Below are 26,043 nucleotides of genomic sequence, written 5' to 3' on the forward strand. Positions count from 1 at the left end.
TGTGATTAAGTGCCTTTTTATTTTACTGTTCTTAAGCCTGTGGGCCAGCCAGACGCTGGCGGGCGCTCCCGCGGGACGAAATACCAGCGTAGGGATCAGCTTCGATCGCACCGCGCCGCCCGCGCGTTTTGACATCTGGTTTCATGAATCGGGCGGCTTTGACGCCGCCGATCCGCAAAAGTGGGGGCGCAATACCCTGACCTGTCAGTCCCGTACCGATACCACGAACGGCGCCTGCATGAACTCACCGGTCTGGTTCTCGGCGAACCCGGCCGCGCCTTATGCCATCAATTTAGCGTTTAGCCATTCCCTTACCGGCAAGACGGTGAATATCAAGGTGTATGGCGATCACTACATGTTTATCAACAATAAAGTGTTCACCTTTGCCAGCTTTGTCACGGGAGGGACGACGGAAATTGCTAGCTGGAACAGAGAGCCCTACTTCGATTTCTATATCGTGAAAAGCGAGCTGGATAAGCTCGCCCTGCCGGGGATCTGGACCGCCACGCTGAAGCAGAACCTGCGCCAGTGGGGAAGCGCCGACTGCGGCGGCAACTTCAATGACGTGAATGTCGGCTGTCCTGGCTATCTCACCATCGCCAAATGGCAGGCAAATATTCGCATTGAGGTGGTCGACCCGGGAAACCAGCAGATTTATCTGCCAGCCTTTCCGCACTCCACGCCCATCGTTAACCTCAACCTGACCAACTTCCCGGGGCGACCCGGGGGCAGCGAGATCAAGGGGGAAAACACGCTGGATATGTGCCTGTACGACGGCAAAAACAGCACCAGCACCCGCGCCTATCTTCGTTTTGAAGATGACGGGCTTCCCTCTGCGGGACGTGCCGAAGGCGCGTTTTCTATCCGGCGGCGCGGTGGAAGCCAGACGGATGCGCGGGACCGTCTCGACTATCAGGTCTTCGTTACCCATCCCGTCACAGGCGCAACCGAAACCGTCGCGAACGGTAAAACCGTAGTCTGGCAAGGCACTAACGATCCACAGTATCTGCGTCAGGTCGTGCTGCCTGGCGGACGCGAGAGCGTACTGTGCATTCCTGCGCCAATTATCCTGAAAACCCCCGCGTTCGCCGCCAGCAGCAAAAACGCGGGCGACTATACCGGCACGCTGCGCGTCATCTATACGCCCAGCACGTTATAACGAGGTCACTGTGAGTTACGCCATTCTCGACAATAATCGATTTTACGCCGAAGGACTGCGCTATGCGCTGCTGCGTCGGGGCGTTCAGTTAGAGGTCCAGAGCGATACCGTACAATGGCAGCCAACGCTGCTTACCCGCCGCGTGATTGTCGTCCGCTGCCGTTTTTCCGTGGCGGCGACGCATCAGGCGCTGATCAATATTTTGCTCAGGCTGGAAGCCGCCCGCTGGAAAGGCAGCCTTTATCTGGTCTGCAACGAAAAGGGGTGGGCGCTGGCGACGCATTTACGCAAGCGTTTCAGTACGCTAACGCTTTATATCATCGACGACCGGATCGCCGTTGCCGATGCGGCGTATTTGCTGGCAAAAGAGCCGCGTCGCGTTCGAAGCCTGGACTGCTGCCTGACCGTTCCTGAATTCAACGTGCTCGATCTGATGCTGACCGGGTTGCCGGTCCGCCACATTGCCATCGTGACGCACATGTCGGAGAAACAGGTTTCAACCCATAAATGCAACGCGCTGAAGAAGCTCAATGCCAACAATCTGCTTCAGCTGCTCCTGTAGGTCACGGTTTATCCTGAGCCCGCTTTTTTGCTACACTGTTGCCGATTTTTCACCTACGACAGAAGATTATGTTCATTTTTGCAGGCCAGGAAATTGAGACCGATAGCGAAGGCTATCTGAAAGATACAACGCTCTGGAGCGAACCGCTGGCGGAGAAAATTGCGGAAAACGAAGGGATTACTCTTTCCCCCGAACACTGGGAAGTGGTGCGTTTTGTGCGCGAGTTTTATCTCGAGTTCAACACCTCTCCGGCCATCCGCATGCTGGTCAAGGCGATGGCCAATCAGTTCGGTGAAGAGAAAGGCAACAGCCGCTATCTCTATCGTCTGTTCCCGAAAGGTCCGGCAAAACAGGCCACCAAAATTGCCGGCCTGCCTAAGCCGGTGAAGTGTATTTAATACCGAATACCGAAGTTGACGTATTCGCGCCCCGGTTGATGGGGTTCCGTTAAGACCTTATCAACCCGCGCGCTGCGCGGCCCACCCGCTTTCAGCCACGCCACCAGCTTGTCAACCTGCTCCGCTTCGCCGCAGGCGACCACCTCAACGCTGCCGTCATCCATGTTGCGCGCGTATCCCGTTAGCCCAAGCTCAATCGCTTCGCGCTGGGTACTGTAGCGGAAACCCACGCCCTGAACGACGCCGTGAACCCAGGCAATAGTGCAGACTTTAGACATTCTTCTTCTCCTTAACGTAGCGTTTTCGGCAAACAACCGTAGTGCTGCCGGAAACGGGCGGTGAAACGAGAGCTGGACAGATACCCACATTGTAATGCGATTTCGCCGATCGGTAATCGGGTTGACTGTAACTGTGACAAAGCCACGGCCATCCTCACCTCCTCGACAATCTGGCGAAAACTCTGTGACTCCTCGCGTAACCGTCTGCGCAGCGTCGGCACGCTCAGGGCCAGACGGCTGGCGACGTCCTGCGCGGTCCAGGCTCTGGCGGGCGACAGCATAATGAACTGTCGCACCTGCTCGGTCAGGTTATTGCTTCGCTCGATAAGCAGCGGACCTGCCACGCCGTCATGCAGCAATGCCAGCAACAGACCGAAGGCCTGATGTTTTTGCAGCGCCTCCGGTAAATCCTGACGCACGGCGTGCAGCAGGTTATCCCACATAAACGCCAGCCCCTCGCTCAGCGGAGCGCAGAGCGAATGCAGCGTCGTGCGCGGCCAGGATTTCAGGTAATGCGCTTTAAACTCGGCAACGATTTCCGGCGATAACATCAGCAAGTCCGAGTGAAACAGACCGTTTGCAGGCTGATTAATGATCTCCATCGCCGTATTGGCAGGAATAATGATGAGCTCATCCCGGGTTGCCACCAGGCGGTTATTGTCCTGCACAATCACCTTACTGCCGTGAGTGATATGGCAAATCGCCGGGAAAAAGAGCTTAACCTGGTGCAGGCGATGCATTTTGCTGGCACTCACTTCACCCGCCGTGAGATGTTTATGTCGAAAATGGAACTCCTGCACCGGTTCATCCTTATCTGCTGTAGGTTGCGGTTAACTGAGCCTTTGCCAGAACGTGACTATTGAGCATAAAGCCGACCAGCGCGCCGCTCGCATTGTTGTCGATGGGCAGGGTATCCACGTCCAGCGCCCAGACGGTCATCTGATAGCGGTGAGGCTTATCGCCTGCGGGCGGACATGCGCCGCCGAATCCAGAATAACCGAAATCATTACGCCCCTGCACAGCGCCAGCAGGTAATTTTTCGCCATTTGGGTTACCGGCATCAGCGGGCAGCGTCATTGTCTTCACGGGAATGTTGGCTACTGTCCAGTGCCACCAGCCGCTGCCGGTAGGCGCATCCGGGTCATAGACCGTAATGGCAAAACTTTGCGTACCCGTGGGCGGGTTTTTCCACGCCAGATGTGGGGACTGGTTACCGCCGTGGCAGCCGAATCCCTCGAATACCTGCGGCTGCGCTAAATGGCGCTCGCCGGAAATATCCTGACTGGTGATGCTGAAAGGCGTTGCCGCTGAAACCTGAAAACTCATTGCCGCCAGAGCGGCTATTGCGATCACACTGCGCTTTTTCATGGGGGTTTCCTTTGCTGAACCGGAATCCCACTGTATATCCCGCCGCAGTGCCGTAATGTGCTTAAGCGATTTGATTTTGTGCCGAAACGCTCAACGGCATCCGCAGATGATTGCGCCTTGCTGAATGTGCTACTCTACGCGCCATTTCCCTGAAATCGACAGAACAGCAAATTATGAGTGTACGTTTAGTGTTAGCCAAAGGGCGCGAGAAATCATTACTGCGCCGTCATCCCTGGGTCTTTTCCGGCGCGGTTGCCCGTATGGAAGGCAAAGCCAGCCTCGGTGAAACCATTGATATCGTGGACCACCAGGGGAAATGGTTAGCGCGAGGCGCCTACTCGCCAGCCTCCCAGATCCGCGCGCGCGTCTGGACATTCGATAAAGACGAAACCATCGACATCGACTTCTTCGTGCGTCGTCTGCAGCAGGCGCAGCAGTGGCGCGACTGGCTGGCTAAACGCGACGGGCTGGACAGCTACCGCCTGATTGCCGGTGAGTCTGACGGCCTGCCGGGCGTGACCATCGATCGCTTCGGTAACTTCCTGGTGCTGCAGCTCCTGAGCGCCGGGGCGGAATACCAGCGCGCTGCGCTGATTAGCGCCCTGCAAACGCTGTTCCCGCAGTGCGCAATTTACGACCGCAGCGATGTGGCGGTGCGAAAAAAAGAAGGCATGGAGCTGACTCAGGGGCCGGTCACGGGTGAACTGCCGCCAGCCCTGCTGCCAATTGAAGAGCACGGCATGAAGCTGCTGGTGGATATTCAGGGCGGGCACAAAACGGGTTACTACCTTGACCAGCGCGACAGCCGTCTGGCGACGCGTCAGTACGTTGCCGATAAACGCGTGCTCAACTGCTTCTCCTACACCGGTGGGTTTGCCGTTTCGGCGCTGATGGGCGGCTGTGCCCAGGTGGTCAGCGTGGATACCTCGCAGGAAGCGCTGGACGTGGCAAAACAGAACATCGAGCTGAACAAACTGGACTTGAGCAAAGCCGAATTTATACGCGACGACGTCTTCAAGCTGCTGCGTAAATACCGCGATCAGGGCGAGAAGTTCGACGTCATCGTGATGGATCCGCCAAAGTTTGTGGAGAACAAAAGCCAGCTGATGGGCGCCTGCCGCGGATATAAAGATATCAACATGCTGGCTATCCAGCTGCTGAATCCGGGCGGAGTTTTGCTCACCTTCTCCTGCTCCGGCCTGATGACCACAGATTTATTTCAGAAAATCATCGCTGATGCCGCAATAGATGCTGGCCGTGATGTACAATTTATAGAGCAGTTCCGTCAGGCAGCCGATCACCCCGTGATTGCTACCTACCCGGAAGGACTGTATCTGAAAGGGTTTGCCTGTCGCGTCATGTAACTTGAAAAGAGAAATATTGCCCGCACATAACGTGTAAGTCGTATTTCCCGGGAGGTGACTATGATTGCCAGCAAATTCGGTATCGGCCAGCAGGTCCGCCACACTTTGCTCGGGTATTTGGGTGTGGTCGTGGATATCGACCCGGAGTATTCCCTTGATGAGCCGTCAGCAGACGAGCTGGCGGTGAACGCAGAGCTTCGCGCTGCACCCTGGTACCATGTGGTGATGGAAGGTGACGACGGGCAACCCGTCCACACCTACCTTGCCGAAGCGCAGCTAAGCAGCGAGCTGCAGGAAGAGCATCCGGAGCAACCCACTATGGATGAACTTGCTCAGACTATCCGCAAACAGTTACAGGCTCCGCGCCTGCGGAACTAAGCGTGTAAAAAAAGCCCGATGAACGGGCTTTTTTTTATTACTTCGCCAGCCCCAGACGGGGGATGTCGATCGCCGGACAGCGATCCATGACGACGTTCAGCCCCGCATCCCGCGCCAGCACGGCAGCCTGCTCGTTAATCACGCCCAGCTGCATCCACAGCGTTTTCGCCCCGACGGCGATAGCGTCCTGCGCCACTTCCCACGCCGCCTCGGAATTACGGAAGACATCGACCATATCAATTTTTTCAGGCACGTCAGCGAGCGTGGCATAACCCTGCTGGCCCAGTAAGGTTTTCCCCGCCACTTTTGGCGAGACCGGGATGACGTGATAGCCCTGATCGAGAAGGTATTTCATCACCCGATAGCTGGGACGATCGGGTTTATCGCTCGCGCCCACCAGCGCAATGGTACGCGTGGATGTCAGAATCTCGGCAATATCGTTCTCTTTCATGGTTTTTCTCCTGGCTTTTTTAAAAGTGTACGCCAAACCGCACATCTCAACCATCCATCCCATACCGATGCATGAGGGCAAAACGGCCAAATATGTCTATATGTTAGTAAACGTGATTATCGAAAAATTTAGATACATTAATGCGGCGACAGGATTTCTGACGGGAGCCTTCTATGAAAACCGGTATTGCCACTGCTCTGATTGCATTAGTGATGCCGGTCTGCGTTTTTGCTACCACGCTCCGGCTCTCTACCGATATTGATCTCCTGGTACTGGACGGAAAAAAGGTCTCCAGTTCGTTATTGCGCGGTGCGGACAGTATCGAGCTGGATAACGGACCGCATCAGCTGGTATTCCGCGTAGAAAAATCGATCGGTCTGGCCAATCACGAGCAACGGATGTACATCTCCCCGCCGCTGATCGTCAGCTTTAATACCCGACAAATCAGTCAGGTGAATATTACCCTGCCACGCCTTGAAACGGAGAAGGAGTCAGCGGCCTTCGACGCGTCTCCCCGCATTGAACTGCTGGACGGGGATGCGATGCCGATTCCGGTGAAGCTGGATATTCTGGCGCTGACGACTTCACCGAAAGGTCCGGACTACGAGGCCGCGACGCAGACCTATAACAAAGCCGGTAAACGCGCGTCGCTTCCTCAGTTTGCCACCATGATGGCTGACGACAGTACGCTGCTTTCCGGCGTCTCTGAACTGGACGTCATTCCTCCCCAGTCCCAGGCCCTGACGGAACAACGCCTTAAATTCTGGTTCCAGCAGGCCGATGCCGACACGCGGGCCCGGTTTTTACAATGGGCAAAACAACAACCTTCATCATAAGCCACATTTTTTACGCCTTTCTCTTGCAGCGTCAGACGGTTCCCGTCATCGTGTAGGCAGTTAACCTGATGGATATGATTATGGAACTGACAACACGCACGCTCCCGGAACGCAAACACATTGCTCTGGTGGCGCACGATCACTGTAAACAAATGCTGCTTAACTGGGTTCGCCGCCATCAGTCTTTGCTGGAAAAGCACGCCCTGTCGGCGACCGGCACCACCGGTAACCTGATCCAGCGCGAAACGGGTCTGGAGGTAAACGCCATGCTGAGCGGCCCGATGGGCGGCGATCAGCAGGTCGGCGCACAGATTTCCGAAGGGAAGATTGATGTGCTGATCTTCTTCTGGGACCCGCTAAACGCGGTTCCGCACGACCCGGACGTCAAGGCCCTGCTGCGCCTGGCGACGGTGTGGAATATTCCGGTGGCGACAAACCTCTCGACGGCGGATTTCATCATCGAATCGCCGCAGTTTAACTCGCCGGTAGATATCCTTATTCCGGACTATCAGCGTTATCTTTCAGAGAGATTGAAGTAGCTTTTTTTGCCGGGTGGCGGCTACGCCTTACCCGGCCTACCCATCCTTACCCTTCGTCGTTATGGCTTTCTCGCTACCGGCACATCAATACTCTTCAAAATATCAACAAACACGGATGGCTCCTCTTTATTGAACAGCAGCCACACGCGATGGCGCGCGCGGGTCATGGCCACATACAGCAAACGCCGCTCTTCGGCATCCGGAAAGTCTTCCGGCACCGGCAGCAGGGCCTGCTCCATGACCGACTCGCGGGCCGGGGCCGGGAAACCGTCGCTCCCCTCTTTCAGCCCCATGACAATCACATAGTCGGCCTGCTGCCCTTTGCTGGCGTGAATCGTCATAAATTCAAGCTGCAGCTTCGGCCAGCGGGTGGCCGCCTTTTCCAGCGCCTCGGGTTTGAGGTGATGGTATCGTGCCAGCACCAGGATACGTTCATCAGGCTTCGCGTAGCCGCTGAGCTTGTCCAGCAGCGGTTCCAGCTGGTCTTCCGTCAGCAGGGTCACAGCTTTTTTATCCCCTGCCCGCAAGCTATTGAGCGGCTTTGCCAGCTGATGCGGGTTCTGCTGGATAAAGCGGTTGGCGATTTCACCAATCCGTGAATTGAAGCGGTAGGTGGTGTCCAGATCGCTGCGATCGCCCTCGCCAAAATAGTGGTGGAACGCGGTCGTCAGCGAAAGCTGCGCCCCGCTGAAGCGATAGATGGCCTGCCAGTCGTCACCCACCGCAAACAGCGAGGTATGCTTATTTTGCGCCCGTAGCGCCGAAAGCAGCGCTGCGCGCTGCGGAGAGATGTCCTGGAACTCATCCACCAGAATATGTTTCCACGGGCTGACAAAGCGCCCCTTCTCCAGAATGATGATGGCCTGGTGGATTAGGCCGGAAAAATCGACGGCATTTTCCGCTTTCAGCGCGGTTTTCCATGCCTTCAGCAGCGGCGCCATCAGCTTGACCCGCTTCGAAAACAGATCGCGGATCGCCTCCGGCGCGCTTTCAATCATCTCTGCCTGCGTTCCGCCGTGCATTCGCATCAGGCTGACCCAGCGGTCAAGCCGTGAACCCAGCCGACGCGCCAGTTTGTCATCCTGCCAGAAGCTGCCCTCCGGCACGTCCCAGTTGAGTTCCTCCTCGAGCCACTGGCGCCACCCTTTCGCCTGCGCCTTTTTCTCACTGCACTGCTGGCGCCACGTTTTGATAAACAGTGCCTGGCGCGCCTGCGCGTCGTTTTCCAGCTTACTGATAGCAGGCACTTTTTTACTGCCCTGCTGAATAATATGCAGGGCAAGGGCATGGAAGGTTCTGGCCGTGATATCCCGGGTATGCAGACGTTCCTGGATCCGTTCATCCATCTCCTGGGCAGCCTTGCGGCCAAAGGCCAGAAGCAGAATTTGATCGGCGACCGCTTCCCCGGTCGTCAGCAGCCAGCCGGCACGCGCAACCAGCACCGACGTTTTACCGCTACCGGCCCCCGCCAGCACCAACAGCGACTGCTCGCCGTTGACCACCGCGCGCGCCTGAGCCGGATTAAGCGGAGAAGACTCCACCGTACTGAAAAAGTCGGCGTATTGGGTGAGCATGGCGTCCGTCCAGGCCTGATTATGGGCGAGTCGGCTTTTATCCTTATCATTCAGCCAGGCCTGGCACTGGCGCCAGGCGTCGCGACAATTGTCAAACTCCTCAAGACGCGCCACGGATAACGGCAGCGCCGAGAGTGCCTGCCGGATCTTTTGCTGCAACCCGGCGGTCTGCTGACGGGTGAGCCACGAATGCTGCGCGTTGCTTTGCGCGATATCGTCCAACACCTTTTGAAGCACTCCGGCGGCAATCACGCTCATATCCTGACTCCACTGCTGCCAGAGCGCGTTCAGGTGATGATGGAAACGCTGGGTTTCTGCCCACTCGGTGCCGTGAAGACGCACGACTTTATCGTCAGGCAGTACGAACTCGAGTTCGCCCCACACCAGCCCGCGTTTGCAGTGGATAGCCAGAAGCTGATTAAACGGAATAAGGTATTCGTGGCGTTCTCCAGAGACTTTTACCCCGGCATTGAGGAGAACCACCCGGTCGTAAGGGTGTTGCGCCAGACGTTTGCCTAACGACGTTGCTTTCAGTTCCATGTTCCGCCAAATCCACGAAGAGATAATTTACCTGACAGTGTAACTGCCAGTTTTAAGGTGCTCCAGCCTAAAAAAACGTTACAATCATTGGGCGTTAATTTTATCGAAAGGAAGTGAGGGTTTATGCGTACCGTTCTGAATGTGTTGAATTTTGTGCTGGGCGGTTTTGCCACCACCCTTTCCTGGCTTTTTGCCACGCTGGTGAGCATCGTCCTAATTTTTACGCTCCCCCTGACCCGCTCCTGCTGGGAAATCACAAAACTCTCCTTCGTCCCCTACGGGAATGAAGCCATCCACGTTGACGAGCTGAATCCGGAGAGCAAAAACGCCCTGATGAATACGGGGGGTACCCTGCTTAACATTCTGTGGCTGATTTTCTTCGGCTGGTGGCTCTGCATCATGCATATTTTTGCGGGTATTGCGCAGTGCATCACGATTATTGGTATTCCGGTGGGGATCGCGAACTTTAAGATCGCCGCTATCGCTCTTTGGCCCGTCGGGCGCAGGGTTGTTCCGGTCGAAGTGGCCCAGGCGGCGCGTGAAGCCAATGCGCGTCGTCGTTTTCAGTAACTAAGGACTGGCCGCGTTTATGCTAAGCCCACTGCTTCGCCGTTATACCTGGAACAGCACCTGGCTTTATAACGTCAGGATATTTATCGCACTCTGCGGCACGGTTGCCCTGCCCTGGGGGCTGAATGACGTCAAGCTCACCATCCCGCTCACGCTGGGCGTCGTGGCCGGGGCGCTGGCGGACCTAGACGATCGTCTGGCCGGGCGTTTACGCAACCTGGTCATCACGCTCGTCTGCTTTTTTATTGCGTCAGCGTCCGTTGAGTTACTTTTCCCCTGGCCCTGGCTATTTGCCCTGGGTCTGACGCTCTCAACCAGCGGGTTTATTTTGCTGGGCGGCCTTGGGCAGCGCTACGCCACTATCGCGTTTGGCGCCCTGCTGATTGCCATCTATACCATGCTGGGCGCATCCCTCTACGACCAGTGGTACCAGCAGCCGGTTCTGCTGCTGCTCGGCGCCATCTGGTATAACCTGCTGACCTTAACCGGTCATCTGATTTTCCCTGTTCGCCCTCTGCAGGACAACCTTGCCCGCAGCTTTGAGCAGCTAGCCCACTATCTGGAACTGAAATCCCGGCTGTTCGACCCGGATATCGAGGAAGAAAGCCAGGCGCCGCTCTACGATCTGGCGCTGGCAAATGGTCAACTGGTCGCCACCCTTAACCAGACAAAAGCCTCTCTGCTGACCCGTCTGCGCGGCGATCGCGGTCAGCGCGGAACGCGAAGAACCTTACACTACTATTTTGCCGCCCAGGACATTCATGAACGCGCCAGCTCCTCGCACGTCCAGTATGCCGCCCTGCGAGAGAAGTTCCGCTACAGCGACGTGATGTTCCGCTTCCAGCGCCTGCTCTCCATGCAGTCCCAGGCGTGCCAGCAGCTCTCGCGCTCCATTCTGCTGCGCACGCCCTATCAGCATGATCCACGTTTTGAACGCGTATTTAGCCATCTTGATGCGGCACTCGACCGCGTTCAGGCCAGCGGAACGTCGCCGGAACACATCAAAGCGCTGGGCTTTCTGCTCAACAACCTGCGGGCAATTGATGCTCAGCTGGCGACCATCGAGTCGGAGCAGGCGATGGCGCTTCCGGGCAGTGAGGTCGACAATCAGCTTGCTGATGACAGCGTGCACAGTTTTAGCGATATGTGGCTACGCCTGAGCCGCAACTTTACCCCGGAGTCGGCTCTCTTCCGCCACGCGGTGAGAATGTCGCTGGTGCTGTGCGTGGGTTATGCCTTTATCCAGATAACCGGGCTGCATCATGGCTACTGGATCCTGCTGACCAGCCTGTTCGTCTGCCAGCCGAACTATAACGCCACCCGACACCGTCTTGCGCTGCGCATTATCGGCACGCTGGTCGGCGTCGCAATCGGCCTGCCGGTGCTTTATTTCGTGCCTTCCGTCGAAGGGCAGCTGATTCTGATCGTGATCACCGGCGTGCTGTTTTTCGCGTTTCGCAACGTGCAGTACGCCCATGCCACCATGTTCATCACGCTGCTGGTGCTGCTCTGCTTTAATCTGCTGGGTGAAGGGTTTGAAGTCGCCCTGCCCCGCGTGATTGATACGCTGATTGGCTGCGCGATTGCCTGGGCCGCGGTCAGCTTTATCTGGCCGGACTGGCGTTTTCGCAATTTGCCGCGCGTGGTAGACAGGGCGATGAATGCCAACTGTCGTTACCTTGACGCAATTCTGGAGCAGTACCACCAGGGCCGCGATAACCGTCTGGCTTACCGGATAGCACGTCGCGACGCGCACAACAGTGATGCTGAACTGGCCTCCGTTGTCTCTAACATGTCAACGGAGCCGCGCGCCACGGCTGAGATTCGTGAGACAGCGTTCCGCCTGCTCTGCCTTAACCATACCTTCACCAGCTATATTTCGACGCTGGGGGCCCACCGCGAGAAGCTCACTAACCCGGCGGTTCTCAACCTCCTCGATGACGCCGTCTGCTATGTCGATGATGCGCTTCATCACCGCCCGGCCGATGAACCGCGCGTTCGACAGGCTCTGGATGAACTGGCTCAACGCATTGCGCATCTTGACCCGGGAAATGACAGCAAAGCGCCGCTGGTTCTTCAGCAGATAGGCCTGCTGATCGCTCTGCTGCCTGAAATTTGCCGGCTGCAACAGCACATCGCTACCTGGAGGAACGACTCTCCTGCGGCTCAGGCAGCGCATTAAACCACTCCGTCAGCTCCCGGCGGATACCTGCCGGGAGTGCCGCCTCATGCAGCCCTTCGATAGCTCCTTCCAACGCAAAGAGCACTTTTATACTGAGTGCTTTATTCTTTGCCCGCATCTTCAGCCAGCTCGCTCTGGCACCCAGCGCCCGCAGCGTTTCTTCATTGGTGATACCGGCTTCAAAGAGCAAAACTTCAAGCTGAAAGGTCAGGTTCGGCAGATCCTTAAGACGGGTTCGTTGATGACGCTGGTAGCGCTCTTTCCTTGCCGCACTGAGTGCAAACGAGGAGAGCTGAAGCAACCGCTCCCTGTCCTGCCATAATCCGTCATCCACACGATAATAGTTGAGCAGCACCGGGCGGCCTCGCTTCATCAACGTCAAGAAGGAGGAAGCATTTTTTACACAGTATTTTGCACTCTCTTCACACGCGCGAAGGTAAAGTTCGCCATCGGACACCATGGCAAAGACCGCATCATCGACCGCCAGGGTGTAACCGCCAAACAGCGCGCGATGATGAATCTCGCCCAACGGAGAGAGGTATTCCTGGGATTTATAAATCCGTTCATAAGATATCTTTTTCATGATATTTCCCTTCAAAATCATAGGCTAACAACGAAATTTCTTACTAGCGGATCCGTTAGCAGGAAAATAGGCAACTTATCGTCGTTGAGCAAGATGATTTTTCGAGGGGCATCAAGATTGAATGAATTTTGCGAGTCGCTTTCCGAAAATGAGGTTGATCTTTGGGCATACAGGAGTTACTGTATATCCATACAGTAACCACAGGGCTGGAATGAATATGCACACTTCAGGCTATGCAAATCGCGCAACCTCTCTCTCTTCTGCCGCAGGCAATGTCGCGCAGAATTCCGTCGAGCGTGTTTCCACAGGGCTTATCAGTGAAGTGGTTTATCGTGAAGACCAGCCCTTGTTAACGCAACTTCTTTTACTGCCATTATTACAACAGCTCGGTCAGCAATCACGCTGGCAGCTTTGGCTCACGCCTCAGCAAAAGCTGAGTCGCGAGTGGGTTCAATCCGCAGGCCTTCCGCTGACCAAGGTCATGCAGATTAATCAACTTTCGCCTTGCGATACCGTTGAGTCGATGATCCGCGCGTTACGCACAGGAAATTACAGCGTGGTGATTGGCTGGTTACCGGAAGAATTGACGGAAGAGGAACATTTCCGACTGACTGAAGCCGCTGAAGAAGGGAATGCGATCGGGTTCATTATGCGTCCGGTTCGATCGGATTCTTACCGCAGAGGACAACTTTCAGGGCTAAAAATTCACTCAAATTTGTATCATTGAGTGAAATTAAGATTTTTCCTGGAATTTTTTTTGACCGCAAGATGGGATTTTAGTTCCCGGCCTTAAAATTGCGGCAAGGCTTGTCTGGTGCGGTTCTCCTTAATTTTATTGCACAAAATTCGTTCAAAAAATGTTAAATAATCGGTATACGGAACTTTTTTTTCATATGCCTGACGGACTTCACACTTGTAAGTTTTCAGCTACGTTGTAGACTTTACATCGCCAGGGGTGCTCGGCCTAAGCCGAAGATATCGGTAGATTTATATTTGACCACGCCCCCCGGTGAAGGATTTAACCGTGATTCTCTCTTGAGACTTTCATGGCGAATTTTGGATGATAACGAGGCGCAAAAAATGAAAAAGACAGCTATCGCGATTGCAGTGGCACTGGCTGGCTTCGCTACCGTAGCGCAGGCCGCTCCGAAAGATAATACCTGGTATGCAGGTGGTAAACTGGGCTGGTCTCAGTTCCACGACACCGGCTGGTACAACAGCAGCCTGAACAATGATGGCCCAACTCACGAGAGCCAGCTTGGTGCAGGTGCGTTCGGTGGCTATCAGGTTAACCCGTATGTTGGTTTTGAAATGGGTTACGACTGGTTAGGTCGTATGCCATACAAAGGCGACACCGTAAACGGCGCTTTCAAAGCACAGGGCGTTCAGCTGACCGCTAAACTGGGTTACCCAGTAACTGACGATCTGGACGTGTACACCCGTCTGGGCGGCATGGTATGGCGCGCTGACTCCAGCAACAGCATCGCTGGCGACGACCATGACACCGGTGTTTCCCCAGTATTCGCTGGTGGCGTTGAGTGGGCTATGACCCGTGACATCGCTACCCGTCTGGAATACCAGTGGGTTAACAACATCGGCGACGGCAACACCGTTGGTGTTCGTCCAGACAACGGCATGCTGAGCGTAGGTGTTTCCTACCGTTTCGGCCAGCAGGAAGAAGCAGCTCCAGTTGTTGCTCCAGCGCCGGCTCCAGCTCCAGAAGTACAGACCAAGCACTTCACTCTGAAGTCTGACGTTCTGTTCAACTTCAACAAAGCGACTCTGAAACCAGAAGGCCAGCAGGCACTGGATCAGCTGTACACCCAGCTGAGCAACCTGGATCCTAAAGACGGTTCTGTAGTGGTTCTGGGCTTCACCGACCGCATCGGTTCTGACGCTTACAACCAGAAACTGTCTGAGAAACGTGCTCAGTCTGTTGTTGATTACCTGATCTCTAAAGGTATCCCAGCTAACAAGATCTCCCCACGTGGTATGGGCGAATCTAACCCAGTTACTGGCAACACCTGTGACAACGTGAAAGCTCGCGCTGCACTGATCGACTGCCTGGCTCCAGATCGTCGCGTAGAGATCGAAGTTAAAGGCATCAAAGACGTTGTAACTCAGCCAGCGGCATAAGTTATCGTCTTATAAAAAAACCCCGCAATGCGGGGTTTTTTATTGTCTGAAGAAAAGTAAAAAAAACTACTTTTTACCCAACAGCGCCTGAAGGTCATTCTTCAGTGTCGACATCTGGTTGGCGTACTTCTCTTTATGTTCTGCATCCTCAATCAACTGCACGATGGTTTCCGACAGCGTTTTACCCCGTCGTTGTGCCAGCCCGGCCAGGCGCTGCCAGACAACAAATTCCAGATCGATTGATTTTTTGCGAGTGTGCTGGTGCTCAGCATTAAAATGCCGTTTGCGTCGCGCGCGGATAGTTTGCTTCATCCGGTTTAACAACGCAGGATTAATGTGTTTCTCAATCCAGCCGTTGACCTGTACCGGTTCGTTTTCGAGGGTCAGCAAAATATCCACGGCTTCTTGCGCAGCGCTGGCTTCGATGTAGCAGGTGATCAGCTCCCCTTCACGGTGCTTTTTGACCAGGTACTTCCATTTCCAGCCGCTTTCGAGATTTTCCAGTTGTTGATATTTCATTGCGATCTCAGTGTTACCACGTAACTCTGTTCAGAATATCAGTTTTTTAGCAATCTGCTGAAAAGAAATCATATCCTGTGAGTGAATGCAGCTAATCACCCTGTCGAAATCCCCAATCCTGCTTGGGTACAGCCCCCCGCTTACGGTATACTCCACGCTTTTACATCTGACTAAAAAACATCAACTTTGACCATTACGAAACTTGCATGGCGTGACCTTGTTCCGGATACCGAAAGTTATCAGGAACTGTTTGCACAGCCAGATCTCGCAAAAGAACACGAATTCATCCTTAGCGATACGCAGCCCCGTTTGCATTATGCGCTGGAGCAGGTATTAAGCCCCTGGGCAACTGCGCCTTTCATGCTGCTCAAAGCCCCGGAAGAAGCGGAATACCTGACGTTGTTCGGGGATGCCGTGCGTCAGCTAAAGCCGGAAGCGAACGCCGTTTTTGGCGGCCAGTATCGTATCGCTGGACATGATGTTACTTTCGAACCGGCGGCGCAGGCCGACGGCCTTTTTGCCGCTAAGGGCGAGGTGATTACCGCGAACTGGGTCGAGGCTGAACAACTCTTTGGTTGTCTGCGCCAGTTTAACGGCGAGCTTTCGCTGCAGCCTGGGCTGGTACATCGCGCAAATGGCGGTGTCCTGATCATCTCGCTGCGTACCCTGCTCTCGCAGCCGCTGCTGTGGATGCGTCTGAAAACCATCGTGCATCAGCAGCGTTTCGACTGGGTCGGCTACGATGAGTCTCGTCCTCTGCCTGTCTCGGTTCCGTCTATGCCGCTGTCATTAACCGTCGTGCTGACGGGCGACCGTGAATCGCTGGCAGACTTCCAGGAAATGGAGCCTGAACTGGCTGAGCAGGCGGTATATAGCGAATACGAAGACAATATCCAGATTGCCGATGCCGACGATATGGCGCAGTGGTGTCAGTGGGTGATGGCCGTTGCCGAACGTTTTGCGCTGCCAACGCCTGCGGCTGACGCGTGGCCAGGCCTGATCCGCGAAGCGGTGCGCTATACCGGTGACCAGGAAACGCTGCCACTCTGCCCGCTCTGGATCGGCAAGCAGCTGCGTGAAGTGGGTGTGATTAGCGGTAACGGTGCGTTCACCGGAGAACAACTCACCCAGATGCTGGCTCAACGAGAGTGGCGGGAAGGCTATCTTGCTGACCGCATGCAGGATGAAATTCTGCTGGAACAAATTCTGGTGGAAACCGAAGGCGAACGCGTCGGGCAGATTAACGCCCTGTCGGTGATTGAATTTCCTGGCCATCCGCGCGCGTTCGGGGAGCCGTCCCGTATCAGCTGCGTTGTGCATATTGGCGATGGCGAGTTTACCGACATCGAACGCAAAGCCGAGCTGGGCGGAAACATTCACGCCAAAGGCATGATGATCATGCAGGCGTTTTTGATGTCTGAACTGCAGCTTGAGCAGCAGATCCCCTTCTCCGCCTCGCTGACGTTTGAGCAGTCCTACAGCGAAGTGGATGGCGATAGCGCCTCTATGGCTGAACTGTGTGCCTTAATCAGCGCCCTGGCGGAAGTGCCCATCAATCAGAACATCGCGATCACCGGTTCGGTGGATCAATTCGGTCGTGCGCAGCCTGTGGGTGGCCTCATCGAAAAAATTGAAGGCTTCTTCTCTATCTGTCAGCAGCGCGGTTTAAACGGCAAGCAGGGTGTGATTATTCCGGCTCCCAACGCACGCCATTTAAGCCTCAGCCAGGAGATTCTGGATGCGGTTGAACAAGAGCAGTTCGCTATCTGGGCCATCGAAGGGATTGAGGATGCACTACCCTTACTGACAAACCTGGTATGGGATGGCGAAGGGCAAACCACCCTGATGCAGACTATCCAGGAGCGCATTGCTCAGGCAACACAGCAGGATGCTCGTCACCGTTATCCATGGCCGTTACGCTGGCTGGGCTGGTTTAGTTCGAACTGATCGGACTTGTTCAGCGTACACGTGTTAGCTATCCTGCGTCCTTCACTAAAATAAGGCTTACTGAGAACATGGTAGATAAACGCGAATCCTATACAAAAGAAGATCTTCTTGCCTCTGGTCGCGGTGAACTGTTTGGCGCGAAAGGCCCACAGTTACCGGCCCCGAACATGCTGATGATGGACCGTGTCGTGAAAATGACCGAAACCGGCGGCAACTTCGATAAGGGTTACGTAGAAGCAGAACTCGATATCAACCCGGACCTGTGGTTCTTCGGCTGCCACTTTATTGGCGATCCGGTAATGCCTGGCTGTCTGGGTCTGGATGCAATGTGGCAGCTGGTTGGCTTCTATCTGGGCTGGCTGGGTGGTGAAGGTAAAGGCCGCGCGCTGGGCGTGGGCGAAGTAAAATTCACCGGCCAGGTTCTGCCTACGGCGAAGAAAGTGACCTATCGTATTCACTTCAAGCGCATCGTTAACCGCCGCCTGATTATGGGCCTGGCAGATGGCGAAGTGCTGGTAGACGGTCGTCTGATCTATAGCGCAAGCGACCTGAAGGTTGGCCTGTTCCAGGACACGTCCGCGTTCTGATCGTGCTTTCGCACCTCCAGAAAGGCGAAACCTCCGCAATGCGGAGGTTTCTTTTTTGAAAGAGACGTTATCAGGCTATGAGTGCCCTGTCGCCGATGGCTTCTCGCCAGCCTCCAAGCCATTGTGACCTTTGATTTATCGTCTGATAAGGACACATTTCTTTAGAACGTCCAGCGATGCCGGCCTGATAACCACGTTGATGAGCCCGTTCCAGGCGATCTCGTTTCTGTCTCTTCATGCCTCGTTTCCCTCATTCTTTTGTCTGGTGGAAAGAAAACAGTGTCTGCACTATCTGCACAGGCACAGATAACGAATACCCCGAATTAGTCGCATCGTCAATGTTCAAAATTCATACGGGTGTCATATTTGTGAGCTAGCTGGAAATTCATTTGTACAAAAATTGTGACGTGGCACAAGTAACAACCTGAGTTGAAAACGAAAAAAAAACCGCAATCAGCGACAGACCGATTGCGGTTTCTGATGATGAATTTTACTTATGGCAGCCGGGAAATCTCTCTCGCGATACTGGCCGACTCCTGCGCCCATCCCTGAGCCAGGACTTTCACCATTTCGTCATAGCCATCTTTCTGCTGCTTCAGCTCCAGATGGAAAGGACGCTTAATCAGCTGCCCCTGATGGTTCAGCAACCACTCCCCGCTGATGACCACTGCACCGTCATAACGGCCGTGGAAGCCCGTTACGGTGACGTTCAGCGTATCCTGATCGTTACCCAGCGGCTGCGACGCGACTACCCACCCCGGAAGCTGACTGCCCAGGTTAGCCACCAGCGTGTTGCGTAGCTGCTGATCCAGCGGGCTGGCCCACAGGTTGTTGGTCGCAATCACGTATTTCACGTCGCTGGTCTGATAGACCACGCCGTTTCCTGCCAGATAATCCGGCACGGCGACCTGCTCAACCCACAGCTGGCGGTTCCCCTGGCTCGCCGTGCTTTGCCCACCGCTGTGGGTTGCCACAGGCAGCTGATAATAGCTTTTATTATCTCCCCCTGAACTGCATGCCGTTAACAGCAGAGCGCCAACCATCAATAGCCATTTTTTCATTCTTTTGCCCTCTTCGGCTCAGGATCCTTTTTATCTTTCGCTTCGAACACCAGTGCATTGCTCTTCTCGTTGAGCGTTTTTAGCACCGGCTGCAGTTCACGCAGGACCTGATCAAGACGCTGCATATCTGCCACCATCTTGTTATAGGCCGCTGATCCCGGCTGGAAGCCCTGCATACTGCGGTTCAGCTCACGCAGCGTTTTCTGCATATCCTGCGGCAGCTGCTGCATGCTCTGGCTCGCCGTAATCTTGTTGATGTTATCCAACGTGGTTTGCAGACGGCGCATCGTTGCCTGGCTTTCGCTCAGCGAGTTTGTTGCCGCTTCAATCATCGGATTCAGTGGCAGATTGTTGATCTTATCCAGCGTCTCCATCAGACGCTGCTGGATCTGCGCCAGACCGCTGCTTACGGTTGGGATGATCTTGTAGCCACCGAATTCACGGATACCGGTAATCGGCGGTGCTTTCGGGTAGAAGTCCATATCCACATACAGCGCACCGGTTACCAGGTTACCGGTTTTCAGCGACCCGCGCAGACCGCGTTCCATCAGCTGGGTGATATGAGTCGCGATATCCTGATTTTCACCAATCTGATTAAGCAGACGCTCTGGTTCAATGCGGATCAGTACCGGAATGCGGTAATCATCATCCAGCACCTGCTGAAGGCCCGGAACGAAGAACGGCACTTGCCCAACCGTACCGAGACGAATGCCGCGGAACTCAACAGGCGCCCCCGGCTGCAGGCCGCGAACGGAGTCTTTAAAGAACATCAGGAAGTCAACGTGATCGGTATAGAGCGCATCCTGAATGCTTTTTTGATCGTCAAAGAGACGGAAAGCGGTGTTCTCTGCGACCGGCTGCCCTAAATCCAGGCCCTCCGGCACGTCAAAGCTCACGCCGCCACCAAACAGCGTGGTCAGCGAACCCATTTCAACGCGCATGCCTGCCGAAGTCAGATCTACCGCGATCCCGCTGTCTTTCCAGAAGCGGACGTTGCTGGTGACCAGGCGATCGTTTGGCGCATTAATGAAGAGCTGATAGCTGATCGCGCGTTTCTGTGGATCAAACGTGCTTTTCTCAACCGACCCGACGCGGTAGCCGCGGAACAGAACCGGGTCGCCCGCCGTGAGCTGACCCGCTTTTTTGCTATCGAGGATCACGCGGATGCCCTTGGCATCAGGCGGTGCAAGCGGCGGTGAATCCAGAAGCTGGTACTGGGCCGGCTGGTTACCCTTAGCGCCCGGCTGCAGCTCAATGTAGGCACCCGAGAGCAGCGTCCCCAGGCCGCTGATCCCTTCACGCCCCACCTGCGGCTTAACGACCCAGAAAACGGAATCGCCGTGCAGCAGTTTTTCCATGCCGGCATTCAGGCGCGCCTTAATCTCCACATGGGTTAAATCGTCGGTCAGGGTTGCGCTTTCCACCACGCCCACATCCACGCTACGGCTTTTGATGGTCGTTTTACCGCCCTCAATCCCCTCGGCATTGGTGGTTATCAGCGTCACTTCCGGCCCCTGATGGCTGTAATGATAAAACAGGATCCAGGCACCGATCAGCGCAGTCACGATGGGAAAAATCCACACCGGAGACCAGTTTTTGACCTTCTGCACTTTCGCCTCTCCACTCTTATTTTCCATGCTCTTACTCTTCCTCATGGCTTGATTCAGGCTCACGATCCCACGATAAACGAGGGTCGAAGGTCATGGCCGCAAACATGGTCATGATCACGACCAGTGCAAACATTAAAGCCCCCATCGCAGGATAAATACTCATCAAACCGCCCATCCGCACCAGCGCAGAGAGAACGGCGATGACAAACACGTCAATCATTGACCAGCGTCCGACAAACTCGACCACTTCATAAATCAGGTGCATGCGTTCGCTGTCGCGTTTCCCATGACCTTTCGCATCCCAACAGAGCCAGGCGATGGCGATCATTTTTAAGGTGGGCACCATAATACTGGCGATAAAGATGACGCCAGCGACCGGATAGGAACCTTCGCCCCAGAGCAGTATCACCCCGGCCAGGATCGTCGAGGGCATTTTGTCGCCGAGCAAATCGGTGATCATGATTGGCAGAATATTGGCTGGCAGATACAGCATGACGGACGTGACCAGCAGCGCCATCGTCCACTGCAGGCTATTTTTACGGCGCACGTGCCCTTTCGTTTCGCAGCGCGGACAAACGTCGAGATCGGCGGGCAGCACGGCGGTACAGCACGGGCACGAGCGAAGCCCCTGGCGAATGCCGGGCACGCCGACCTTCACCGTCTGCGCAAGCGTCGGTGCCGGGGCGATATCATCCCACGCCCAGCGTCTGTCCACGCACTGGAAAGCGCGCAGCTGCAGGACGCAGTACAGACACCAGGGAATAAAGCTGCTGCCAATCCCCACGTCGCCGTACGCCATCAGCTTCACGAAACTGACCAGGATCCCCGCCAGAAAGATCTCCGCCATCCCCCAGCTTTTGAGCTGAAACAGAATACGCGCAAGTCGGATTTTCAGCGGTGCCGGCATCCTGACGCGGTTCACCAGCAAAAGGATGACGACCAGGCAAAAAGCCGGGACTATCTGGACAAACAGGAGAAAGAAGGTCCCCAGGCTGGCGTAATCTTCCGAGAACATCACGCCCGGGATTTCAAGCAGATCCACCTGACTGGTGATCCCCCCCACCTTCATATAGATGAAGGGGAAGAGATTAGAGAGCAGCAGCATGAATAGTGCTGCCAGCGCGTAAGCAGTGGGACGCTGCCGCGGCGCGTCCCACTCGGTTGTCAACGTCGCGCCACAGCGTGGACACAGGGCTTTATGTCCGTGACCAAGCTCTGGCAACGCCACGAGCATATCGCATTGCGAGCATAAAATATGCCTGTCGGCATGGTGCTGGTCACACATATGTTATCCCTGTTTATGCGCCGTTTTTCAGAGACTCAAGGTACTCCCAGCGCTCAAAGGCGTCTTCCAGGGCTTTTTCAGCCGCGGACATTTCAGCCAATACTTTCTGAGTATAGTCATGCGATTGGGTAAAGAATGACGCATCAGCAACCTGTTTTTGCAGATCCTCAAGCGCAGCCTCCAGCTCTTCAAGACGCTGCGGTAGCCCCTCCAGTTCGCGCTGCAGGTTATAGCTTAGTTTAGCCGAGGTTTTCTTGACAGTTTCTGCTTTTGTTACAGCAGGTTCAGAACTTATTTTGGACTTTGACTGCTTCGTCGCCAGCGACTGTGCCTGCTGCCCTTTTGCATCGTGATAACCGCCGACATATTGACCAATTCGCCCTTCACCTTCGAAGATCCAGCACTCGGTCACGGTGTTGTCAACGAACTGACGATCGTGGCTGACCAGCATCACGGTACCCTGATAACCGTCAATCAGCTCTTCCAGCAGTTCCAGCGTTTCGACATCCAGATCGTTGGTCGGTTCATCGAGGATCAGCAGGTTGCTTGGCTTCAGGAACAGGCGCGCCAGCAGAAGACGGTTGCGCTCACCGCCTGACAGCGCGCGCACCGGCGTCATGGCACGCTTCGGATGGAACAGAAAGTCCTGCAGGTAGCCCAGCACGTGGCGCGGCTTGCCGTTCACCATCACTTCCTGCTTGCCTTCGGCGAGGTTGTCCATCACCGTACGGTCCGGATCCAGCTCCGCGCGGTGCTGGTCGAAGTAGGCGACCTCCAGCTTGGTCCCGCAGTGAATGCGGCCGCTATCGGCCTGCAGCTGGCCGAGCATCAGTTTCAGCAGCGTGGTTTTACCGCAGCCGTTCGGGCCGATGAGCGCAATTTTGTCGCCGCGCTGAACCTGTGCCGAGAAGTCTTTCACCAGCACTTTACCGTCAACCTGATAGTTAACGTTTTCCATTTCAAAGACAATCTTGCCGGAACGGGACGCCTCTTCCACCTGCATTTTGGCGCTGCCCATCACTTCACGGCGTTCGCTGCGCTCGCGACGCATCGCCTTCAGGGCGCGCACGCGGCCTTCGTTACGGGTACGGCGGGCTTTGATGCCCTGGCGGATCCAGACTTCTTCCTGCGCCAGCTTGCGGTCAAACTCCGCATTCTGCAGCTCTTCCACGCGCAGGTTTTCTTCTTTTTCCAGCAGATACGTATCGTAATCGCCGGGATAGGTCACCAGCTTGCCGCGGTCGAGATCGACAATGCGCGTCGCCATATTGCGAATAAACGAACGGTCGTGCGAGATAAAGATGATGGTGCCGCTGAAGGTTTTCAGGAAGCCTTCCAGCCAGTCGATCGCCTCAATATCCAGGTGGTTCGTCGGTTCGTCCAGCAGCAGCACCTTCGGCCCGCTGACCAGCGCACGACCCAGGGCCGCTTTACGCAGCCAGCCGCCGGAGAGCGCCGACAGCTCCATGTCGGGTTCCAGCCCGAGCTGCGCCAGCACTTCATTAATGCGGTTTTCAAGCTGCCACAGACCGTGGTGATCGAGCATCTCCTGCACTTTTGCCAGCTCGTTGAGGTTTTTGTCGCTCGGATCGGTCATCACCAGATGCGAAATCTCGTGATAGCGCTTCAGGTATTCAGCCTGCTCGGAGATCCCTTCCGCCACGAAATCGTACACGCTGCCGGTCACGTGACGCGGTGGATCCTGCTGCAGGCGGGAGACAATCAGATCCTGCTCGTAAACAATGCGCCCGTCATCCAGGCCCTGTTCGCGGTTAAGGATTTTCATCAGCGTGGATTTACCCGCGCCGTTACGGCCCACCAGACAGACGCGCTCGTTATCTTCGATGTGCAGCTCTGCATTGTCGAGAAGCGGTGAGTCGCTGAAAGAGAGCCACGCGCCGTGCATACTAATTAAAGACATTTATTTTTCCTTTCAGACCGCGGTAATCAACCAGCAGTTATGGATTTGACGGTTACGGGCAAAGTCCTGAGACAGCGTTTTTTGGCTGATTTCTTGTGCTTTCAGTCCCAGGGCTGCTAAGCCGTCATGATCCATACGGAAGCCGCGTTTGTTGTTCGAGAACATAATGGTGCCGCCTTTACGCAGCAGGCGCTTCAGGTCGGTCATCAGGCGCAGGTGATCGCGTTGAACGTCAAAGCTATCTTCCATGCGCTTGGAGTTGGAGAAGGTCGGCGGATCGATAAAGATCAGGTCAAACTGCTCGTCGGTGTCGCGCAGCCAGCCCAGCACGTCAGCCTGCATCAGACGATGCTGACGCCCGGTTAAGCCGTTAAGACGCAGGTTTCGCTCCGCCCACTCCAGATAGGTGCGGGACATATCCACCGTGGTGGTGCTGCGCGCGCCGCCCAGACCCGCATGCACGCTGGCGCTGCCGGTATAGGAGAAGAGATTCAGGAAGTCCTTGCCCTTGCTCATCTGACCCAGCATGCGGCGGGCGATACGGTGGTCGAGGAACAGGCCGGTATCCAGATAGTCGGTCAGGTTGACCCACAGACGGGCGTTATATTCGCCCACTTCGATAAAGTCGCCCTTCTCGCCCATCTTCTGGTACTGATTTTTCCCTTTCTGACGCTCGCGGGTTTTCAGCACCAGCTTGTTTGGCGCAATACCCAGCACGGCGATGGTGGCGGCAATAACGTCCAGCATGCGCTGACGCGCTTTTTGCGCATCAATGGTTTTCGGCGGCGCATATTCCTGAATCACCACCCAATCCGCGTAGCGGTCAACCGCCACGTTGTACTCCGGCAGGTCGGCATCATACAGGCGGTAGCATTCAATGCCCTCCTGCTTCGCCCACTTCTCAAATTTCTTCAGGTTCTTGCGCAGACGGTTAGCGTAATCTTCCGCCACGCCGGACGGCTTGCTGTCGGCCGCCTTCTCCGCCAGATGGTAGTTTTTCTGCACGCAGTCCAGCGGGCCGTTTTTCGCCTTAAACTGGCGGTCGGCACGCAGCTGCAGGCAGCTCAGCAGTTCCGGCGAGGCGCTGAACAGAGACAGGTTCCAGCCGCCGAAGTGGTCCTTCATGTTGCGGCCCAGCAGGCTGTGCAGGGCAATCAACGCCGGTTCGCTGTCGAGACGTTCGCCGTATGGCGGGTTGCTGATCACCGTACCGTACGGGCCTTTTGGCAGCGGGTTGGTCAGGTTTGCCACGTCTTTCACTTCGAAGGTGACCAGCTCGCCAATACCGGCACGGCGGGCGTTGCTGCGCGCGCGCTCAATGACGCGAGGGTCGCTATCGGAGCCGTAGAAGTGGGAGGTGTACTCCGCCAGGCCTTTACGCGCGCGGGTCTGCGCATCGTCTTTGACCTCTTTCCAGAGTGCTTCATCGTGCTGCGCCCAGCCTTTGAAGCCCCAGTGACCGCGATGCAGCCCCGGCGCGCGGTCGGTGGCCAGCATGGCCGCTTCAATCAGCAGGGTACCGGAACCGCACATCGGGTCGAGCAGCGGCGTGCCTGGCTGCCAGCCGGAGCGCATCACAATGGCGGCCGCCAGGGTCTCTTTGATGGGTGCCATGCCGGTACGATCGCGGTAGCCGCGCAGGTGCAGGCCCGCGCCGCTCAGATCGAGAGAGATACTCGCCGTGTCGCCGTTCAGCCAGACGTTAATACGCAGATCCGGGTTTTCACGATCGACGTTCGGACGTTCCTTATTTTTACGCGTAAAGCAGTCCACAATGGCGTCTTTTACGCGCAGGGCACCGTACTGGCTGTTGCGGATCTCGTCGTTCACGCCGTTGAAATGGACCGCAAAGGTGGCATTCGGGGTGAAGATCTCTGTCCAGTCGATCATCTGTACGCCGGTGTAGAGGTCAAGGTCGCTATAAACCTTGCACTCCTTCATCGGCAGCATGATGCGCGACGCCAGGCGGCTCCACATCAGGCTCTGGTAAATAAGCCGCGTGTCGCCCTCAAAATGGACACCACCCTGAACCACCTGACACTCTTGTGCGCCCAGGCTTTCCAGTTCAGTTTTTAACAGCTCTTCCAGCCCACGGGCCGTACTGGCAAACAGAGAATTCATATCGTCACTTTTACTCTTAGAAAATTGTCGCGCATTATAGCTAATATGGCGTGTATGTCATAAAGTTGAAGGCT

26 protein-coding genes are annotated in these 26,043 nt (G+C 55.6%); 13 read left to right on the forward strand and 13 right to left on the reverse strand.

Features of this window, described 5'->3' with window-relative positions; genetic code table 11:
* Position 1: 1 nt before the first annotated feature.
* From ACOTXI_RS01730 to tusE, 3 genes are all read left to right on the forward strand, one after another.
* The gene (locus tag ACOTXI_RS01730) at positions 2-1,159 is read left to right on the forward strand and encodes a CfaE/CblD family pilus tip adhesin (RefSeq protein ID WP_058654643.1); all 1,158 of its coding nucleotides are present in this window, start codon (positions 2-4) and stop codon (positions 1,157-1,159) included.
* Between the two features lie 10 nt (positions 1,160-1,169).
* A complete protein-coding gene (locus ACOTXI_RS01735) occupies positions 1,170-1,721 on the forward strand; it encodes a LuxR C-terminal-related transcriptional regulator (protein ID WP_008499912.1) in 552 nt (183 codons plus the stop codon).
* A 68-nt stretch (positions 1,722-1,789) separates the two neighbouring features.
* Positions 1,790-2,119 (forward strand): sulfurtransferase TusE, encoded by a 330-nt coding sequence (tusE, locus tag ACOTXI_RS01740; protein WP_058654644.1) that lies wholly within the window; start codon positions 1,790-1,792, stop codon positions 2,117-2,119.
* Here tusE and yccX read toward each other — a convergent pair.
* The 3 genes from yccX to ACOTXI_RS01755 are packed head-to-tail and all read right to left on the reverse strand — an operon-like array spanning position 2,116 to position 3,765.
* Complete coding sequence (gene yccX, locus ACOTXI_RS01745; protein WP_008499914.1) at positions 2,116-2,397, reverse strand: acylphosphatase; 282 nt, start codon at positions 2,395-2,397, stop codon at positions 2,116-2,118. The two genes, tusE and yccX, sit on opposite strands and share 4 nt — an antisense overlap.
* A gap of 11 nt (positions 2,398-2,408) precedes the next feature.
* The gene (locus ACOTXI_RS01750; protein ID WP_058654645.1) at positions 2,409-3,197 is read right to left on the reverse strand and encodes an AraC family transcriptional regulator; all 789 of its coding nucleotides are present in this window, start codon (positions 3,195-3,197) and stop codon (positions 2,409-2,411) included.
* A 10-nt stretch (positions 3,198-3,207) separates the two neighbouring features.
* On the reverse strand, positions 3,208-3,765 hold the full coding sequence (locus ACOTXI_RS01755; protein ID WP_058654646.1) for a kinase inhibitor: 558 nt from the start codon (positions 3,763-3,765) through the stop codon (positions 3,208-3,210).
* A gap of 173 nt (positions 3,766-3,938) precedes the next feature.
* Here ACOTXI_RS01755 and rlmI point away from each other — a divergent pair, with 173 nt between their 5' ends.
* A complete protein-coding gene (rlmI, locus tag ACOTXI_RS01760) occupies positions 3,939-5,129 on the forward strand; it encodes a 23S rRNA (cytosine(1962)-C(5))-methyltransferase RlmI (protein ID WP_058654647.1) in 1,191 nt (396 codons plus the stop codon).
* A gap of 60 nt (positions 5,130-5,189) precedes the next feature.
* On the forward strand, positions 5,190-5,507 hold the full coding sequence (hspQ, locus tag ACOTXI_RS01765; RefSeq protein WP_008499919.1) for a heat shock protein HspQ: 318 nt from the start codon (positions 5,190-5,192) through the stop codon (positions 5,505-5,507).
* Positions 5,508-5,544: 37 nt separating this feature from the next.
* Here hspQ and ACOTXI_RS01770 read toward each other — a convergent pair whose 3' ends face one another.
* Positions 5,545-5,958, reverse strand: a complete 414-nt coding sequence (locus tag ACOTXI_RS01770; protein ID WP_008499920.1) for a CoA-binding protein — start codon at positions 5,956-5,958, stop codon at positions 5,545-5,547.
* A 173-nt stretch (positions 5,959-6,131) separates the two neighbouring features.
* Here ACOTXI_RS01770 and csgI point away from each other — a divergent pair, with 173 nt between their 5' ends.
* Together csgI and mgsA are read left to right on the forward strand one after the other, a co-directional pair.
* Positions 6,132-6,794 (forward strand): curli synthesis inhibitor, encoded by a 663-nt coding sequence (gene csgI / locus ACOTXI_RS01775; protein ID WP_058654648.1) that lies wholly within the window; start codon positions 6,132-6,134, stop codon positions 6,792-6,794.
* Between the two features lie 80 nt (positions 6,795-6,874).
* On the forward strand, positions 6,875-7,333 hold the full coding sequence (mgsA, locus tag ACOTXI_RS01780) for a methylglyoxal synthase (RefSeq protein WP_008499922.1): 459 nt from the start codon (positions 6,875-6,877) through the stop codon (positions 7,331-7,333).
* A gap of 59 nt (positions 7,334-7,392) precedes the next feature.
* Here the strand turns inward: mgsA and helD are convergent, their stop codons facing one another.
* Entirely contained in the window at positions 7,393-9,447 is a 2,055-nt protein-coding gene (gene helD / locus ACOTXI_RS01785) for a DNA helicase IV (protein ID WP_058654649.1), read from the reverse strand.
* Positions 9,448-9,570: 123 nt separating this feature from the next.
* Here helD and ACOTXI_RS01790 point away from each other — a divergent pair, with 123 nt between their 5' ends.
* Together ACOTXI_RS01790 and yccS are read left to right on the forward strand one after the other, a co-directional pair.
* Positions 9,571-10,017, forward strand: a complete 447-nt coding sequence (locus ACOTXI_RS01790) for a YccF domain-containing protein (RefSeq protein ID WP_008499924.1) — start codon at positions 9,571-9,573, stop codon at positions 10,015-10,017.
* 19 nt (positions 10,018-10,036) lie between these two features.
* Positions 10,037-12,199, forward strand: a complete 2,163-nt coding sequence (gene yccS / locus ACOTXI_RS01795) for a YccS family putative transporter (protein ID WP_039025219.1) — start codon at positions 10,037-10,039, stop codon at positions 12,197-12,199.
* Here yccS and ACOTXI_RS01800 read toward each other — a convergent pair.
* The gene (locus ACOTXI_RS01800; protein WP_008499926.1) at positions 12,156-12,782 is read right to left on the reverse strand and encodes a TfoX/Sxy family DNA transformation protein; all 627 of its coding nucleotides are present in this window, start codon (positions 12,780-12,782) and stop codon (positions 12,156-12,158) included. The genes yccS and ACOTXI_RS01800 overlap by 44 nt on opposite strands.
* 217 nt (positions 12,783-12,999) lie before the next feature.
* On the opposite strand from ACOTXI_RS01800, the gene sulA reads away from it, so the two are divergent.
* Both sulA and ompA read left to right on the forward strand, forming a co-directional pair.
* On the forward strand, positions 13,000-13,509 hold the full coding sequence (gene sulA, locus ACOTXI_RS01805; RefSeq protein WP_023618859.1) for an SOS-induced cell division inhibitor SulA: 510 nt from the start codon (positions 13,000-13,002) through the stop codon (positions 13,507-13,509).
* Between the two features lie 353 nt (positions 13,510-13,862).
* The gene (gene ompA / locus ACOTXI_RS01810; protein WP_008499928.1) at positions 13,863-14,918 is read left to right on the forward strand and encodes a porin OmpA; all 1,056 of its coding nucleotides are present in this window, start codon (positions 13,863-13,865) and stop codon (positions 14,916-14,918) included.
* A gap of 66 nt (positions 14,919-14,984) precedes the next feature.
* On the opposite strand, the gene matP is transcribed toward ompA, so the two are convergent.
* Complete coding sequence (gene matP / locus ACOTXI_RS01815) at positions 14,985-15,437, reverse strand: macrodomain Ter protein MatP (protein WP_008499929.1); 453 nt, start codon at positions 15,435-15,437, stop codon at positions 14,985-14,987.
* Between the two features lie 186 nt (positions 15,438-15,623).
* Here matP and ACOTXI_RS01820 point away from each other — a divergent pair, with 186 nt between their 5' ends.
* On the forward strand, positions 15,624-17,384 hold the full coding sequence (locus ACOTXI_RS01820; RefSeq protein WP_103786788.1) for an AAA family ATPase: 1,761 nt from the start codon (positions 15,624-15,626) through the stop codon (positions 17,382-17,384).
* Positions 17,385-17,452: 68 nt separating this feature from the next.
* Positions 17,453-17,971, forward strand: coding sequence for a 3-hydroxyacyl-[acyl-carrier-protein] dehydratase FabA (fabA, locus tag ACOTXI_RS01825; protein ID WP_008499931.1), 519 nt, complete (start codon positions 17,453-17,455; stop codon positions 17,969-17,971).
* 70 nt (positions 17,972-18,041) lie between these two features.
* On the opposite strand, the gene rmf is transcribed toward fabA, so the two are convergent.
* The 6 genes from rmf to rlmKL all read right to left on the reverse strand — a co-directional run bounded on the left by rmf (position 18,042) and on the right by rlmKL (position 25,969).
* Positions 18,042-18,209 (reverse strand): ribosome modulation factor, encoded by a 168-nt coding sequence (rmf, locus tag ACOTXI_RS01830; protein ID WP_013097261.1) that lies wholly within the window; start codon positions 18,207-18,209, stop codon positions 18,042-18,044.
* Positions 18,210-18,465: 256 nt separating this feature from the next.
* Complete coding sequence (pqiC, locus tag ACOTXI_RS01835; protein WP_008499932.1) at positions 18,466-19,032, reverse strand: membrane integrity-associated transporter subunit PqiC; 567 nt, start codon at positions 19,030-19,032, stop codon at positions 18,466-18,468.
* A complete protein-coding gene (gene pqiB / locus ACOTXI_RS01840; protein ID WP_008499933.1) occupies positions 19,029-20,669 on the reverse strand; it encodes an intermembrane transport protein PqiB in 1,641 nt (546 codons plus the stop codon). Before pqiB ends, pqiC begins: the two co-directional genes overlap by 4 nt.
* Positions 20,670-20,673: 4 nt before the next feature.
* Positions 20,674-21,927 (reverse strand): membrane integrity-associated transporter subunit PqiA, encoded by a 1,254-nt coding sequence (gene pqiA / locus ACOTXI_RS01845; protein WP_008499934.1) that lies wholly within the window; start codon positions 21,925-21,927, stop codon positions 20,674-20,676.
* A gap of 13 nt (positions 21,928-21,940) precedes the next feature.
* Positions 21,941-23,848: an ABC transporter ATP-binding protein gene (locus ACOTXI_RS01850; protein ID WP_008499935.1), complete on the reverse strand. Its 1,908-nt coding sequence runs from the start codon at positions 23,846-23,848 to the stop codon at positions 21,941-21,943.
* A gap of 12 nt (positions 23,849-23,860) precedes the next feature.
* The gene (gene rlmKL, locus ACOTXI_RS01855) at positions 23,861-25,969 is read right to left on the reverse strand and encodes a bifunctional 23S rRNA (guanine(2069)-N(7))-methyltransferase RlmK/23S rRNA (guanine(2445)-N(2))-methyltransferase RlmL (RefSeq protein ID WP_008499936.1); all 2,109 of its coding nucleotides are present in this window, start codon (positions 25,967-25,969) and stop codon (positions 23,861-23,863) included.
* Positions 25,970-26,043: the final 74 nt, after the last annotated feature.

Source organism: Enterobacter cloacae complex sp. BZL2005, assembly GCF_049238885.1.
Taxonomy (GTDB): Bacteria; Pseudomonadota; Gammaproteobacteria; order Enterobacterales; family Enterobacteriaceae; genus Enterobacter; species Enterobacter roggenkampii.

What these genes read in the sequence shown, in the direction of transcription:
- tusE (WP_058654644.1), top strand. Translation starts at nt 1,790, where the DNA reads ATGTTCATTTTTGCAGGCCAGGAAATTGAGACCGATAGCGAAGGCTAT.
- yccX (WP_008499914.1), bottom strand. Translation starts at nt 2,397, where the DNA reads ATGTCTAAAGTCTGCACTATTGCCTGGGTTCACGGCGTCGTTCAGGGC.
- ACOTXI_RS01755 (WP_058654646.1), bottom strand. Translation starts at nt 3,765, where the DNA reads ATGAAAAAGCGCAGTGTGATCGCAATAGCCGCTCTGGCGGCAATGAGT.
- rlmI (WP_058654647.1), top strand. Translation starts at nt 3,939, where the DNA reads ATGAGTGTACGTTTAGTGTTAGCCAAAGGGCGCGAGAAATCATTACTG.
- hspQ (WP_008499919.1), top strand. Translation starts at nt 5,190, where the DNA reads ATGATTGCCAGCAAATTCGGTATCGGCCAGCAGGTCCGCCACACTTTG.
- ACOTXI_RS01770 (WP_008499920.1), bottom strand. Translation starts at nt 5,958, where the DNA reads ATGAAAGAGAACGATATTGCCGAGATTCTGACATCCACGCGTACCATT.
- csgI (WP_058654648.1), top strand. Translation starts at nt 6,132, where the DNA reads ATGAAAACCGGTATTGCCACTGCTCTGATTGCATTAGTGATGCCGGTC.
- mgsA (WP_008499922.1), top strand. Translation starts at nt 6,875, where the DNA reads ATGGAACTGACAACACGCACGCTCCCGGAACGCAAACACATTGCTCTG.
- helD (WP_058654649.1), bottom strand. Translation starts at nt 9,447, where the DNA reads ATGGAACTGAAAGCAACGTCGTTAGGCAAACGTCTGGCGCAACACCCT.
- ACOTXI_RS01790 (WP_008499924.1), top strand. Translation starts at nt 9,571, where the DNA reads ATGCGTACCGTTCTGAATGTGTTGAATTTTGTGCTGGGCGGTTTTGCC.
- yccS (WP_039025219.1), top strand. Translation starts at nt 10,037, where the DNA reads ATGCTAAGCCCACTGCTTCGCCGTTATACCTGGAACAGCACCTGGCTT.
- ACOTXI_RS01800 (WP_008499926.1), bottom strand. Translation starts at nt 12,782, where the DNA reads ATGAAAAAGATATCTTATGAACGGATTTATAAATCCCAGGAATACCTC.
- sulA (WP_023618859.1), top strand. Translation starts at nt 13,000, where the DNA reads ATGCACACTTCAGGCTATGCAAATCGCGCAACCTCTCTCTCTTCTGCC.
- ompA (WP_008499928.1), top strand. Translation starts at nt 13,863, where the DNA reads ATGAAAAAGACAGCTATCGCGATTGCAGTGGCACTGGCTGGCTTCGCT.
- matP (WP_008499929.1), bottom strand. Translation starts at nt 15,437, where the DNA reads ATGAAATATCAACAACTGGAAAATCTCGAAAGCGGCTGGAAATGGAAG.
- fabA (WP_008499931.1), top strand. Translation starts at nt 17,453, where the DNA reads ATGGTAGATAAACGCGAATCCTATACAAAAGAAGATCTTCTTGCCTCT.
- rmf (WP_013097261.1), bottom strand. Translation starts at nt 18,209, where the DNA reads ATGAAGAGACAGAAACGAGATCGCCTGGAACGGGCTCATCAACGTGGT.
- pqiC (WP_008499932.1), bottom strand. Translation starts at nt 19,032, where the DNA reads ATGAAAAAATGGCTATTGATGGTTGGCGCTCTGCTGTTAACGGCATGC.
- pqiB (WP_008499933.1), bottom strand. Translation starts at nt 20,669, where the DNA reads ATGGAAAATAAGAGTGGAGAGGCGAAAGTGCAGAAGGTCAAAAACTGG.
- pqiA (WP_008499934.1), bottom strand. Translation starts at nt 21,927, where the DNA reads ATGTGTGACCAGCACCATGCCGACAGGCATATTTTATGCTCGCAATGC.
- ACOTXI_RS01850 (WP_008499935.1), bottom strand. Translation starts at nt 23,848, where the DNA reads ATGTCTTTAATTAGTATGCACGGCGCGTGGCTCTCTTTCAGCGACTCA.
- rlmKL (WP_008499936.1), bottom strand. Translation starts at nt 25,969, where the DNA reads ATGAATTCTCTGTTTGCCAGTACGGCCCGTGGGCTGGAAGAGCTGTTA.